The organism is Cellulosimicrobium sp. Marseille-Q4280, assembly GCF_943181405.1.
Lineage (GTDB): Bacteria > Actinomycetota > Actinomycetes > Actinomycetales > Cellulomonadaceae > Cellulosimicrobium.
In genome coordinates, this window is sequence record NZ_CALPBY010000003.1 from 101,870 (window position 1) to 113,741 (window position 11,872).

At 73.4% G+C, this 11,872-nt stretch carries 18 protein-coding genes; 1 reads left to right on the top strand and 17 read right to left on the bottom strand.

The window, feature by feature from the left end; translation table 11 throughout:
• Positions 1-23 precede the first annotated feature (23 nt).
• The 14 genes from NFS20_RS08655 to NFS20_RS08720 all read right to left on the bottom strand — a co-directional run bounded on the left by NFS20_RS08655 (position 24) and on the right by NFS20_RS08720 (position 7,883).
• Complete coding sequence (locus NFS20_RS08655; RefSeq protein ID WP_251151378.1) at positions 24-548, bottom strand: hypothetical protein; 525 nt, start codon at positions 546-548, stop codon at positions 24-26.
• A gap of 40 nt (positions 549-588) precedes the next feature.
• The gene (locus tag NFS20_RS08660; RefSeq protein WP_251151379.1) at positions 589-999 is read right to left on the bottom strand and encodes a hypothetical protein; all 411 of its coding nucleotides are present in this window, start codon (positions 997-999) and stop codon (positions 589-591) included.
• A gap of 54 nt (positions 1,000-1,053) precedes the next feature.
• Entirely contained in the window at positions 1,054-1,389 is a 336-nt protein-coding gene (locus NFS20_RS08665) for a hypothetical protein (protein ID WP_251151380.1), read from the bottom strand.
• Positions 1,390-1,396: 7 nt separating this feature from the next.
• Positions 1,397-2,389, bottom strand: coding sequence for a hypothetical protein (locus tag NFS20_RS08670; RefSeq protein WP_251151381.1), 993 nt, complete (start codon positions 2,387-2,389; stop codon positions 1,397-1,399).
• Positions 2,386-2,943, bottom strand: coding sequence for a hypothetical protein (locus NFS20_RS08675; protein ID WP_251151382.1), 558 nt, complete (start codon positions 2,941-2,943; stop codon positions 2,386-2,388). Before NFS20_RS08675 ends, NFS20_RS08670 begins: the two co-directional genes overlap by 4 nt.
• A complete protein-coding gene (locus NFS20_RS08680) occupies positions 2,924-3,700 on the bottom strand; it encodes a hypothetical protein (RefSeq protein ID WP_251151383.1) in 777 nt (258 codons plus the stop codon). Before NFS20_RS08680 ends, NFS20_RS08675 begins: the two co-directional genes overlap by 20 nt.
• 54 nt (positions 3,701-3,754) lie before the next feature.
• A complete protein-coding gene (locus NFS20_RS08685) occupies positions 3,755-4,597 on the bottom strand; it encodes a hypothetical protein (protein WP_251151384.1) in 843 nt (280 codons plus the stop codon).
• Entirely contained in the window at positions 4,594-5,013 is a 420-nt protein-coding gene (locus NFS20_RS08690) for a DUF7241 domain-containing protein (RefSeq protein ID WP_251151385.1), read from the bottom strand. The genes NFS20_RS08685 and NFS20_RS08690 overlap by 4 nt, the downstream gene beginning before the upstream one ends.
• An 8-nt stretch (positions 5,014-5,021) precedes the next feature.
• Positions 5,022-5,258 (bottom strand): hypothetical protein, encoded by a 237-nt coding sequence (locus NFS20_RS08695; protein WP_251151386.1) that lies wholly within the window; start codon positions 5,256-5,258, stop codon positions 5,022-5,024.
• The gene (locus NFS20_RS08700; RefSeq protein ID WP_251151387.1) at positions 5,255-5,590 is read right to left on the bottom strand and encodes a hypothetical protein; all 336 of its coding nucleotides are present in this window, start codon (positions 5,588-5,590) and stop codon (positions 5,255-5,257) included. The genes NFS20_RS08695 and NFS20_RS08700 overlap by 4 nt, the downstream gene beginning before the upstream one ends.
• Before the next feature lie 56 nt (positions 5,591-5,646).
• Positions 5,647-6,591 (bottom strand): hypothetical protein, encoded by a 945-nt coding sequence (locus tag NFS20_RS08705; protein WP_251151388.1) that lies wholly within the window; start codon positions 6,589-6,591, stop codon positions 5,647-5,649.
• A gap of 50 nt (positions 6,592-6,641) precedes the next feature.
• The gene (locus NFS20_RS08710; protein ID WP_251151389.1) at positions 6,642-6,965 is read right to left on the bottom strand and encodes a histone-like nucleoid-structuring protein Lsr2; all 324 of its coding nucleotides are present in this window, start codon (positions 6,963-6,965) and stop codon (positions 6,642-6,644) included.
• Between the two features lie 64 nt (positions 6,966-7,029).
• Positions 7,030-7,524, bottom strand: a complete 495-nt coding sequence (locus NFS20_RS08715; RefSeq protein WP_251151390.1) for a hypothetical protein — start codon at positions 7,522-7,524, stop codon at positions 7,030-7,032.
• Between the two features lie 2 nt (positions 7,525-7,526).
• A complete protein-coding gene (locus NFS20_RS08720) occupies positions 7,527-7,883 on the bottom strand; it encodes a hypothetical protein (protein ID WP_251151391.1) in 357 nt (118 codons plus the stop codon).
• Positions 7,884-8,004: 121 nt separating this feature from the next.
• Between NFS20_RS08720 and NFS20_RS08725 the strand changes: the two genes are divergently transcribed.
• Positions 8,005-8,418: a hypothetical protein gene (locus NFS20_RS08725; RefSeq protein WP_251151392.1), complete on the top strand. Its 414-nt coding sequence runs from the start codon at positions 8,005-8,007 to the stop codon at positions 8,416-8,418.
• 3 nt (positions 8,419-8,421) lie between these two features.
• Here NFS20_RS08725 and NFS20_RS08730 read toward each other — a convergent pair whose 3' ends face one another.
• From NFS20_RS08730 to NFS20_RS08740, 3 genes are all read right to left on the bottom strand, one after another.
• Positions 8,422-9,123 carry a restriction endonuclease gene (locus tag NFS20_RS08730; RefSeq protein ID WP_251151393.1) on the bottom strand — a complete coding sequence of 234 codons (702 nt, stop codon included), beginning with the start codon at positions 9,121-9,123 and terminating at the stop codon, positions 8,422-8,424.
• Positions 9,124-9,178: 55 nt separating this feature from the next.
• Entirely contained in the window at positions 9,179-9,481 is a 303-nt protein-coding gene (locus tag NFS20_RS08735; RefSeq protein ID WP_251151394.1) for a GNAT family N-acetyltransferase, read from the bottom strand.
• A gap of 93 nt (positions 9,482-9,574) precedes the next feature.
• Positions 9,575-11,821, bottom strand: a complete 2,247-nt coding sequence (locus NFS20_RS08740; RefSeq protein ID WP_251151395.1) for a DEAD/DEAH box helicase — start codon at positions 11,819-11,821, stop codon at positions 9,575-9,577.
• Positions 11,822-11,872 lie beyond the last annotated feature (51 nt).

Genomic DNA, 11,872 nt, shown 5'->3' on the forward strand with positions numbered 1-11,872 from the left:
GAGCGCGCCGTCGTCCGCTCGGCCTAGTCCTTGTCGTTCTCGAGGAAGTTGCTCACGTAGGTGTCGGAGTCCATGCCGAGCGTCTCGCCCATCTCGCGGTCGCGCCACGTCAGTTCCGAGTGGTCCCCGTACCACTCGTGCTGCATCTGCCGTCGTGTCGGGCTGTCGCTCGCGCCACCTGAGCCGCCGGAACCGAGGCGGCGCCGTCTCTCGCGCTCGTGGTACCGGATCTGGGTCAGGTAGCGGCTGGCGGCTCGCTCGCGCTCCAGCTTGGCGTGCTCGGCGTCCCGGAACGCGCGCAGCACCCAGGGCACACCGAGGACGCCGACGCCGACCGTGAGCAGCCCGGCGATGTCGTCGAGTGCGCCGTCCCGGTCGTGCGCCAGGGCGACGAACGAGATCGTGAGCAGGCCGAGCGTGAGCGCCAGGTAGGTGATCGTGGCTGCGACCGCGCCGCCGATGCCCTTGCGCGCGGCCTCGCGTGCCAGCCGCGTGTACGTCGCCTGCTCGTCAGCGCTCAGGACGCTCAGGTCCACGTCGTCGGCCACGTCGGCCAAGATACCGGCAGCCGGGGCGCCCGGGGTGGGGTCAGGCGCGAGCCTTGAGGGCGAACCCGTCCTCGTCGGCCAGGAACACGGTGTGGTCGGCGGCGGCGCGCGCCCAGAACGTCGCGGAACGGTTCGTCGCGGCGCGGGCGAGCGACGGGGCCAGGCGCCACCACAGCAGGCTCGGGTGGTGGGCGGCGAGCGAGGCGAGGACGGCACGCTGCAGGCCGCGGCGCGCGGCCGAGGGGTGCACGACCATGCCGGTGATCGTCACGGTGCCGTCACGGCGCTCGGTGTAGTCGAGACGGACCGCGCCGGGGTGCGGGCTCTCGGAGGTGATGGCCCAGTGCATGACGGTGCCGTCGACCCCGGTCAGGGATCGCTCGAACGTCTGCTCCACGGTGGGGAGCGGGTGCTGCTGCACCTGGCCTCCAGGGTCGGGCGGTTCGTACACCTGTTCCAGTATGCAGCAGCATCCCGACATACGCCTCGAATGCCGCGCCAGGGGTTACCGCCAGCCGTACCAGCCCTCGGGCTTGGCGGGCAGCGAACCGACCTGCACTCCCCCGGCGCTCAGCATCGCGTCCACGGCGAGCTCGGCCTGGGCGAGGCCGACGCGACGCGAGTCGTGCCAGCCGTGCCAGAACCGCTGCTCGACGCGCCACGGCTCGTCGTAAGGGCCCATCGCGGCGTCCTGCTCGACCTGCACAAGCACCTCGAGCGTGGCGCCCACGAACCCGTACGCGACCACGTTGCCGGCGTCCAGCAGCCGGGTCAGGTCCTCGCGCTGCAGGCGGGTGAGGTTGTCGAGCAGGTCCGGGGCGGGCGCGAGAGCGGCGGTCATGACCTGCCTATGTGCGGCAGGTCCACCACGCCCGCCCGAGCGCGGAGCGCAGCGCCGCCAGCCCGCGACCGGACTCCTCGACCGGGCCGGCGAGCGTCCACGTGGCGTCCGGGCCGAAGGCCACGTGCAGCGAACCGTGACCGTCCAGCAGCGACCAGACCAGCGGTGCGAGGTCGGCGAACGCCGGGTCGGCACCCACCCACCAGTCGACGTCGCCGCCGCGCTCGCGAGCCTTGGCGGCCAGGCCGGTGGCGCTGCGGGTGGCCGCCCACGCCTGCCCGGCGTCGGCGCACCGGCTCAGCCCCATCAGCACCGACTGCAGGGTGGAGCCGGTCATGAGCTGGGCGAAGTCGGCGAACTGGTAGGACTGCAGGTCGGCGGCCACGCGCACCCGGCCGCCCTCGAAGCGCAGGCGCAGGTCCAGCGCGGGCTCCCAGGGCTTGCCGTGGCGGTTCTCGATGAACGCGGTGGCGTTCCACCCGGCCATGAGCGCGGAAGCGGTACCGAGCTGGGCCCACCAGGTCGCGAACTCCTCGGGCGCGGCCGGGGCGTGCGGCTCGACGGCGACGACCGGGGCGCCGGCCAGCGCGTCGTGCGCGGCCTGGACCGCGGCCCACGAGGCGGCGACCGGCCCGGCGGCGGCACGGTCCGTGACGCGGTCGTTGAGCTCGCGCAGGTCGCTCATGAGCCCGGCGGCGACCTCGAGCGCGCTGGCGTCCACCCAGCCGCCCGGGCCCGGGGTGCCGGGCGCGCTGTCGGCCGGCCACGCCTGCTCGGTGTCCGGGGTGAGCAGGGCCATCTCGGCGAGGTCGAGCCGGACCGAGGTGGCGTCCAGGTCGAGCTCGCGGATCTCGGCGACCATGCCCAGGATCGTCTCGGTGCGGGACTCGACGTCGGGCTCCGGGCGACCGGCGGCGGCCGTCAGCGCCTGGACGTGGCCGAGCGCGAGGGCGCGCCAGGACGCCCAGGCGCGGGGGTCGTAGGCGACGAGCGTGGTCATGAGGCTCCCGTGGTGAGGTGGACGCAGGGGCAGTGCAGTCGGGCGCAGGTGGCGTGCGGGCTCGGGCTGGCCGTGGCGTGGCGCTCGGCCAGGACGTGCCCAGCCTGGCAGGACCAGGTGACGCGCCCGGGCGTGAAGGTGCCGGGCCGCCCGCACGCGACTGGCCGCTGGTTCTGGCGGAAGGTGCCGTCGGGGTCCGGCTCGGGACAGCGGTGGGTGTCGCCTGCGCAGGGCTTGCCGGCGTTGATGCTGCCCAGGACGGTCCGGCAGTGCACGCACTCGGGGTACGCGCTGCGCTCCGCGGCGCGCCCGACCGCGTACGTCCACCAGTAGGGCCCGATCCGCTCGGCCATCGCCGCGACGGACTCGCGGGTGGGCAGCGGCTCCCAGGGCGTGAACTCGTGGCTCGGGTGCCCCTTGGCGGAGGTGTCCAGGCGCTGCAGCGATTCCTGCGCGCACTGCCTGGTGAACGTGTGCCGGGCGATCACCCACGTCTCGCGTTCGACGGCGGCCTGCAGGCGGGCGCGCTCGCGCTCAGTGGACTTCGAAGCCACGGACGTCCTTCGGCAGGGTCGGCAGGTGGGCGTGCACGGACTGCACGAGGGCGTCGCGGAACCGTCCCAGGACGTCGATGTCGCCCAGCGCGTCGGCGAGCTGGTGGGCGAGGAAGTCCTGGTACGCGCCGCCCGCGCGGACCAGCGCGCCGCTGTCGTCGATCGACTGGATCGAGGTGACGCGCCCACCGGGTGCGATGGCGACCCGCGTGCGGCCGACGGAACCGTCGAGCATCAACACGACGACCCCCTCCTGGGCCCAGGCCTTGCGCAGCCGGATCGCTCCCCGTCCGCCCTTCGTGCCGACGACGTCGTCCCACACGGCGCCGGCGAGCGTGCCGGCCAGCGACTCGGCGAGCTCGAGGTTGAGCCGCTCGGGGCCGTGGTTCAGGCTGATCTCGGCCCAGCGACCGCCGGGCACGGCGAGGTACCCGTAGGGGTCGCCGGTGACTGAGTGCAGCGAGCCGCGGCGGGTCATGCCGTCGGCCGCGACGATCTGGAAGTTCGTGGGCGCGCCGGCCGGTGCGACGGCCAGCACGATCGACCTGGTGCCGCGCCGGGATGTCTCGTCGATGGCGAACACACGGGCGGTGCCGACGACGCCGGCGCGTCGCAGCTGCAGCATCAGGTCGCGCGCGAGGCGCACCATGCGCAGGCCTCGCTTGTCGGCTTCGGCGACCGGTGCGCCGTCGGTGTGGGTGATGGGAAGCGGGCCGCCGGCGTCGGCGACGGTCAGGGCGGCGTCACGCAGTCGCATCGGAACCTGCCTCGGAGATGTGGGCGTCGGCGTTCCGGTCGTCGTCGGCGGCGTTCACTCGACCACCGTCCGGGCGGGCGCACGCAGGAAGGCGGCGGCAGCCTGGTAGGCCAGGTCGTGCGCGGGACCGACGAGTTCGCTCAGGTCGTACGTGCCGATCGCCGACGCGGCCTTGATCTCCGCTGCCTGCACCAGCTGCGGCTCGACCCACCGGTTGCGCCCCCATGTGCCCCGGCCGTTCGGGTGCCGCGGCGTCGAGACCCGCTGCCTGTACTCGTCGAGGGCGACCGTCAGGCCGCCGTACGGGGTCGACAGCCCCCAGGCGATGCCCCGCTTGCTCCACTCCAGGTGGTGCAACTCGATGACCTCGCGGTGCTCGGGGCCGTAGACCTCCGCGAACGCGGTCGGTGCGGCAGCCTGGGCGATCAGGTGGAGCAGCCGGTCGCGACCCACCTTCGGCGTCGCCCCGCCGGGTGCCCAGTCGATGGCCGGCGCGCGGTGGCCGAGCATGCCGACCTCGACGCACTTGCCGCCCAGGCCGTACAGGCTCGCGCCCATCACGGTGTCCTGCGTGGAGACGACCAGGCGCGTCTCGACGCCCGGCGCGTCGACCACGACGACGGTGCGCGGGTTCATCAGCGACCCGTCGTACAGGACGGTCGCCTGCCCGTGCGCGCCGTTGCGCTGCAGCATCGCCAGGGTGCTGGCTGCGCGCATGAGCGCCCGGTGGCCGTGCGACGTGAGCGCGGCGAGGTCGGCCTGCAGCACGTGCCCGGCGCGCAGCTCGCGGGGCACTCGCACGGTGTTCGCCAGGGTCCCGACCCGGCGCACGGGCAGGGGCGTGTCGGCGCCGATCAGGTCGACCATGCGCGGGCTGAGTGCGGGCACGTGCGTCATCGGGCCACCTCCTGCCAGTCGCGCAGGCTCAGGTCCCAGGACGACTCGCGCCCGGTGTCGACGTTGCGCGCCAGGATGATCTGGTCCGAGACGTAGGTGATGAGGATGGTCGCGGTGCTCGACCCGCCGTCGGGGTAGTGCTCGGTGCCGCGCAGCACGGTGCCGACCGGCCACGTCGTGCGCGGGGTACGGGCAGGCTCGCGGCCCTCCTGGATGACGTCGCGGGCGGTCTTGCGGTGGATCCCGCGGTGCGTGACGACGCGGAACTCCTCGTCGGACGCCGCCAGCGCCGCCTGGGCCGACGCGAGCTCGGACGCGGCGTACTCGCGGGCCAGGGCGATCATCTGCGGCGCGGTGCGGCGCCCGTGGTCGGACAGGCCCTCGTAGGGCGTGCCCGGCAGGGTGATGGTGGTCATGCGCTCGCTCACGAAAGTGCCTCTCGTCCGGTGTCGGTCACGGTGACGGGGGTCGGGTAGATCTCGAACTGCGCCTCGATCAGGCCGTCGGCCAGCAGGCGCTCGTACGGGCGCGCCGGCGCGGGCTGCCAGAACCCGCGCACACGCCACACGCGGCGCTCGCCGGTGTCCTCGCTCGTGACCCTGCCGTCGGCGACGCGCTCGAGCGCCTCGACCTGGGCGGAGGTCAGGCGGGTCGTGCTCACGCGTCGGTCCGGGCCAGCAGGGAGCCGGGCAGGTCGCGCACGACCCCGTCGATGACGGCCACGGCGAACGACGGCTCCTCGTTGGACGACCGGCTCGACCCGATGACGGTTCCGGTGATCTCGACCGGCGTGCCCTCATGCATGTAGACGGCCGTGACGGGCGTCCCGGTCGGGAAGAAGCCGATCAGCGCCTGGTAGGTGTCCTCGATGCTCGCCGCCGCGGAGGCGTCGGGAAGCAGCCCAGCGCCGCGGACCGCCCGCGCGAGCTCGCGCTTGAGCAGCTGGTACGACGGCGCGACGGCGCGCATGGCAGGGGCGTGTGCGGTGGTCATGGCCTACCGATGTGCGGCAGAGCCCAGGTCTGACCAGGGGCTCTGCCGCACGCGGTTCAGGCGCCGCTCTGCTCGGCGTCGGCTCGGTGCTCGGCGATCAGCAGGTCCGCGACCTGCGCGGCGCGCTTCTCGGTGCTCTCGTCGTGCCCGCCGTCGGGCTCGCCCCAGCCCTTCTCGGGCGTCCAGTCGAACTGGTCGGCCGGGTACACCCAGACGTCGTCGCCGTCGTACCCGGCCTCCTCGGGCATGTCGTGGCCGTAGGCGTCGACCGTCGAGCCCCACTCCTCGGCCCAGTCGTCCTCGGAGTGCAGGCCGCGCACGTCAAGGATCTGGCCGGACGGGGTCCGCACGCCGGCGTGGACCCAGCCGACGACGCCGTTCGGGCCGTCGGCGATGACGACCTGCGGCCAGCCGGTGCGCTCGTGCAGGGCCTGGGCGAGGCGGTGGCAGTACCCGCCCGTGAAGGTGGTGTCGTCCGCGTCGTTGACCGGCGGCACGTCGGCGCGGGCGGCGTCGCCGTGTTCGGCGAGCAGCAGGTCGGCGACCTCCCCAGCCCGGGCGTCGCTGATGGCGCCGGCCTGCTCCCGGTCGACGTCGGGCGCGTCGACGATGACCGCCTTGCCGTTGTCGTCCGAGACGCGGTGGCCCCAGCGCGCGACCCAGGTGCTCTCGTTGGACAGGCCCGAGATGTCGAGGATCTGACCGGACGGGGTGCGCACGCCCACGTGCACGGGCCCCTCGGGGGAGCCGCTGCTGGCGACGGCGACCAGGGGCCAGCCGGTGCGCTCGGCGGCGGCGTGGGCGAGGCGGGTCGCGCCGTCGGGGGTGATGAACGCGACGTGGTCGTCGCCACCGATCGGCGGGGTGTGGTCGGCGTACAGGTCGGCGCGGTCGAGTACCAGGTCGGCCTCGGAGCGCGTCTTGATGGAGAACTGCCCGCCGGCCGAGACGCCAGCGGGCGTGCGCGGGTGGGCGGCGGCGTCGAACGCGGTGCTGGTCATGGCCGGTAGATGTGCGGGCACCCTGCCCGGCCATGACCCTCACCCGCGGGTCAGTGCGCGGCCTCGTACGCGGCGAGCACGCCCTGCGGGATGCGCCCGCGCCCGCTGACCTCGTGACCGTTCTCGCGCGCCCATGTCCGCACGGCAGCACGGTCGGGTGAAGGTGCCGACCTCGCTGTCCGGCGGCCCGGTCTGCGGCTGGCGATGCGGCGGCCGTGCTGAACGAACCGGCTGAGGTCGTCGCGCAGCTTGCCCGCGTTCTCGGTGCTGACGTCGATCTCGTAGGCGACGCCGTCCAGGGCGAAGGTGACCGTCTCGGCCGCCTTCCCTCCGTCGACGTCGTCGATCAGGCTGACCTCGATGCGCTGAGCCATCGGTTCCTCCGTGCTGTGGGGGTTGAACGTCTCATTCGTACCGCACACGGAGGGTTCTACACGGTCACCGTCGGGTCTGACGCGCCGGGCGCAGTGCCGTGAAGGAGAACCGGGCGGGCTGGCGGGTTGCGACGGTGTGCAGGCGGCTTGCGGCGCGGTACACGTTGGCGGGGTCGCGCAGCACGACGAGCGGGTGGGTGGCGGCCATCGCGAGCAGCTCGCCCTCGTAGGGCGCGCTCTGCGGTCCGCCGCCCTCGCTGATGACGACCAGGACCGCGGCGGCCGGCACCGGCCTGGTGGTGAAGTCCTTCGGCGAGTGCAGGTGGATCGGGCGGTCGAAGCTCTCGCGGATCCAGCTCGCGAGGAACGGGTGAAGCGCGGCCTCGAGGACGGCGTGCACCGGCACGTGGCGCTCGTCGGCGATCTCGGCCCCGGCGAGCAGTGCCATCTCCCGGGTGGGGTGCCCGGGCGAGGTGCGCACGACGGCGCTCCCGACGGCGCGCGCAGCGTTCAGGAACTGCGCGGCGCCGTCGAGAGCGCGCAGCTGCTCGACGGTCACGGTCACCGGTACCGGGCCGCGGCCTCGTCGAACAGGAACTCGCTGCCGCCGTCGAAGGGCATCTGCTTGATGCCGAGCGCGCCGACGCTCGCGGAGTGGCGGTCGTTGCGGCTGATGAGCAGGACGGTCTTGCCCTTGATCTGGGTGATGTCGTTGGAGCCGGTGGCCTGCAGCACGCCGCGGATGAACGCGGCGGCGAAGCCGGTGTCGCCCTGCAGGTTGTAGCCGCCGATCATCGCCTGGGATCCGCCGAAGTCGACGGTGAGCGTCATGGTGAAGATGCCGTGGCCCTCGAACCCGAGGAACACGTCGGTGATCTTGACCGGCGTCTCGTACCGCTGCGTGGCCTGCTCGGGCATGGCGTCTCCTCGTGCTGCTGCTCCCCCGTGTGGGAAGCGACTGGTGATCTGATGTGCGGCACGGCGGCGCCTGCCGCACATCCACTGGTCGACACCCCCGCATCGACATCTGGAGGACACCGTGGGTCTGGGCATCAACAAGGACCTGGAGCCGCTCGTGCGCGACGTTCGACGCGCCGGTGGCACCGTGGAGATCACCAAGAGCACTCACGTGCGCTGGACGCTTCCAGACGGGACGGTGCTGCGCTCGGGCCTGACGATGCAGGGCGGCAACGCCCAGAAGATCCGGCGCGACATCGAGCGGGCGCTGGGCATCGAGCGGCACCACAAGCCGAAGCGCAAGGCGCGCCCGGCGCACCAGGCCGCGAAGCCGAAGGCGTCGGCGCCGCAGCCGCGGCCGGGCGGGCGGGTCGAGCCGGCGGGCGCGAAGTTCCGGGTCATCGGCCCGGACGGCGAGCCGCTGCGCAACGCGTCGGGCTTCCCGCGCACGTTCAGCGACGCCTCCCAGGCGCAGGCTGTGGCTGACGCGCTGTAGCGGCTACCAGCCCCGGCGACGCTTGCGCCGCACGCGCCGGATCAGCACGAGCAGCACGAGCAGCCCGGCGCCGACGGCCAGTGCCCCGAGCGTGGACCGCAGGGACTCGACCAGGTCGTCCGAGCTCGGGAGCGTGAACAGCATCCCGACGCCGAGCAGCAGGCCGATCGGGCCCATGACCAGCAGCGCCTTCTCCAGCCAGTCGGCGAGCTCGCTCAGCAGCTCCTCCGGGCTCTGCTGTTCCGCCTTGGCCTTGGCGTCGACGTACGCGGCCCGGGCGGCCGACCGGGCGCTCGGGCGCGGTGGGGTCGCGGGCTCCGGTGGCGGTGCGGCGGCCTCGAGCTCGCGAGCCGGGGCGTTGACCGCCACGACGTCGCCGAGCGTCGAGTAGGTGAACAGGGCGACGCCCATCTCCTCGGCGTACTCGCGCGCGCCCCGGGAGTAGCCGTTCGCGGCGTAGAACGCCAGGGCGAGGTGGTGCTGGGCGCCGCGCGCGCCGACGAGCCGCTGCAGCAGCGGGCGTCCGACGACGGCGGTGAGCTGCTTGACCTCGGCGAGGATCCGGGTGGAGCGGACGTCGATGCCGCCGTCGTTGCTCGCCTGGGTGACCTGGGCGTCGGCGAAGCCGAGCGTGCGCAGGTGCCAGGCGGCGAACTCCTCGGCCTGGCGCGGGGTGGCGATCGGCTCGCCGGACGTCCATGTCACGCCTGGAGGCTACCGGCCGCCCAGGACACCCCGGCGCGTCGGCGAGACGGTGGAGCTAGGCAGTGCGCGGCGATCGGATCATCGCGCCCGACGACCCGGCGACGTACCGGAAGCCCGCACCGCGGTACAGCCGGATCAGGCCGGCGCGGTGAGAGCCGAACCCCGTGTCCACGCTCAGGTGCACGGTCATGGCGCGGGCGTCCGCCACGGCGGCTACGGCGGCCAGCGCGGCGCGCGCCTTGCCCTGTCCGCGGTGGGCCCGGGCGACCGACAGCAGGTCCAGCCGGGCACAGGCCGGGTTGCACGCGCGCAGCACGACGGCGGCGCCCTCGGGCGTGTCCACCTCGATGCGGCTCATGCCCGCCGCCCCACGGCGCGGCGGTGCGCAGGCTCGACGGTGAGCGTGCCGGTCCTCGGTGCGGTGTTCATGGCGTACCGATGTGCGGCATCCTCACGCGGCACGTGCGACCTGCCGCCGGCTCGTGGCCTTGCGCTTGGCGCGGGCCTCGGCCTGCTCGGTGACGATCGTGGTGATGATCGAACCGACCGAGGCGAGGTCGTCGGTCTCCTGCGTCGCGACCGAGGTGTCGTAGCCCTCGCCGAGCACCGGGTTGAGGATCTCGGCCTTGCGGCGCTGGACGCGCTGCAGGTGCTCGTCGAGCGTGCCGGTCGCCAGCAGGGTCGTCAGGGTGATCGCGCGCTGCTGGCCGATGCGCTTGGTGCGGTCGCGCGCCTGGGTCAGCGTGGTCGGCTCCCAGTCGGACTCGACGAACAGGTTGTCGCACGCGCGGGTCAGCGTGATGGCCACGCCGGCGGCCTGCAGCGACAGCACGAGCGCCTTGTACCGCCCGCCCTGGAAGTCGGCGGTGATCTTGCCGCGGTTGGCCGCGGACGTCGCCCCGTCGATCACGGCCACGTCGGCGCCGGCGTCCTCGATCGCGGTGCGCATCGCGGTGGCGACCTCGTTGTGGTGGCACCACACCAGCAGCGGCCGGTCGTGGCCACCGGCGTCCTGGGCGGTGATCCACTCGGTGATGTACTCGACCGCCGCGGGGATCTTGGCCAGGCCGGCGGCCTTGCGCAGCGGGGAGATGAACCCGATGTTGGTGGCGGCGAACGCCTTGATCTCCTCGTCGGACGGCAGGCGCGGCGTGCCGTCCCGAGCCTCGCCGAACGTCGCGAGCCACTCGTCGGCCACCTCGCGCTGCTTGGTGATCGCCTCCTTGTAGAGCGCGCGCCCGGCCGGGTCCAGGTCGATGTACTTCGCCCGGGGCGGCAGCACCTCGGGCATGGTCGGCCCGTCGGGGTCGCGGTTGTAGACCTGCTCGGCGAACCGGCGCACCCACACGTCCTTGTTGAGGATGGCGTTGAGCTCGCCCAGGGCGCGCTTGCGCGGGCTGAACCGCCCGTACTGGTCGACGGTGCAGTACGCGGTCAGGAAGTCGTGCAGCCCGCCGAACACGGTGTCCAGGTGCCCGCTGATCGCCAGCTGGGAGGCCAGCTGCTCGGGGCTGGACGTCATCGGCGTGCCGGAGATGGGCACCCGCAGCCCGGAGACGCGCTGGGCGACCGAGCGCACGGCCCGGGCCCGGTCGGTCGACCAGTTCTTGTGCCGGTGCGACTCGTCGACGATGAGGCCGTCCGGCGCCCACGCCACGAGCTGCTCGCGCATCTCGGGCCGGGAGGTCAGCAGGGAGTCAGGCACGACGATCGCCCCGACGTCGGGGAAGTCGGGGATCTTGCGGCCCGCGGAGATCATCACGGTGGTCCCGGCCCCCGGACGCGCCTCGGGGTGCTTGGCCGGGAACGCGAGCCGGTAGTTCGCGATCTCGTTGACCCAGTTCGTCAGCGCGACCGGCGGGGAGATGACCAGCAGCCGCTTCGTCTCCACGAGGGCGTGCGCGGCGATGGACTGCAGGGTCTTGCCCAGGCCGGGCTCGTCGGCCAGCAGGCCGTGCCCGCCGACGATGGAGTAGGCGCCGGAGACCTGGTAGCCGAACAGGGTGCGCCCGGCCCACTCGGGCAGCGCCGGCAGCCCGTCGGGCATCTTCTTGGGTGCGCGCGGCATCGTGCCGAGCAGCATGGGCCAGTCGGGGCGCGAGGTGCCCAGCACGCCGCCGGTGACGTCGGCGACCAGGGCCTTGCCGCGCTCGATCAGGTCGGCGGGCACGGGCACGCCGGCGGCGGCGAGGTGGCGCAGGTCCGGGGTGTGCACGAGCCAGCGCAGCAGGTTCGGGTGGTCCTTGTCCTTGGCCTGCCAGACCGAGCCGAGCGGGACGTGCTCGCCGGCGTCGGAGAACCGCGGGTAGACGTGCGTGGTCCACGGGTCGTCGGGGGCGACCTCGATCCACGGTGTGGCGAGGTCGGCCAGGTGGGTGATGCCCGCCTTGGTGCCGTGGGACAGGTCGACGGTGAAGTTCAGCTCGGCGAGCACCCGGTCGATCTCGGGGCCGGGGTTGTAGACGACCCAGTGCCCGGCGTCCTTGTCGAAGTACCGGCCGGGCAGCGCGAGCACCCAGTCGACGAGCATCTTGGGGCGGCCGCGGTGGACCTTCTGCTTCCCGGGGCGCATGACCTTGCGCTCGGGGTACTTCGGGAACTTCGCGTTCACCGGGACCGGTGCGTACCGGTCGAAGCGCAGCAGCAGGATCGGACGACGGCGGGTGCCGGTCAGGGTCGCGGTTCGGTTGCTGCTCACCCCGAGTACATGTGCGGCAGCGCCGACATGTCAGTCCTGCCGCACATCCTT

What these genes read in the sequence shown, in the direction of transcription:
- NFS20_RS08670 (WP_251151381.1), bottom strand. Translation starts at nt 2,389, where the DNA reads ATGACCACGCTCGTCGCCTACGACCCCCGCGCCTGGGCGTCCTGGCGC.
- NFS20_RS08680 (WP_251151383.1), bottom strand. Translation starts at nt 3,700, where the DNA reads ATGCGACTGCGTGACGCCGCCCTGACCGTCGCCGACGCCGGCGGCCCG.
- NFS20_RS08685 (WP_251151384.1), bottom strand. Translation starts at nt 4,597, where the DNA reads ATGACGCACGTGCCCGCACTCAGCCCGCGCATGGTCGACCTGATCGGC.
- NFS20_RS08720 (WP_251151391.1), bottom strand. Translation starts at nt 7,883, where the DNA reads ATGCCCGAGCAGGCCACGCAGCGGTACGAGACGCCGGTCAAGATCACC.
- NFS20_RS08690 (WP_251151385.1), bottom strand. Translation starts at nt 5,013, where the DNA reads ATGACCACCATCACCCTGCCGGGCACGCCCTACGAGGGCCTGTCCGAC.
- NFS20_RS08710 (WP_251151389.1), bottom strand. Translation starts at nt 6,965, where the DNA reads ATGGCTCAGCGCATCGAGGTCAGCCTGATCGACGACGTCGACGGAGGG.
- NFS20_RS08735 (WP_251151394.1), bottom strand. Translation starts at nt 9,481, where the DNA reads ATGAGCCGCATCGAGGTGGACACGCCCGAGGGCGCCGCCGTCGTGCTG.
- NFS20_RS08700 (WP_251151387.1), bottom strand. Translation starts at nt 5,590, where the DNA reads ATGACCACCGCACACGCCCCTGCCATGCGCGCCGTCGCGCCGTCGTAC.
- NFS20_RS08665 (WP_251151380.1), bottom strand. Translation starts at nt 1,389, where the DNA reads ATGACCGCCGCTCTCGCGCCCGCCCCGGACCTGCTCGACAACCTCACC.
- NFS20_RS08705 (WP_251151388.1), bottom strand. Translation starts at nt 6,591, where the DNA reads ATGACCAGCACCGCGTTCGACGCCGCCGCCCACCCGCGCACGCCCGCT.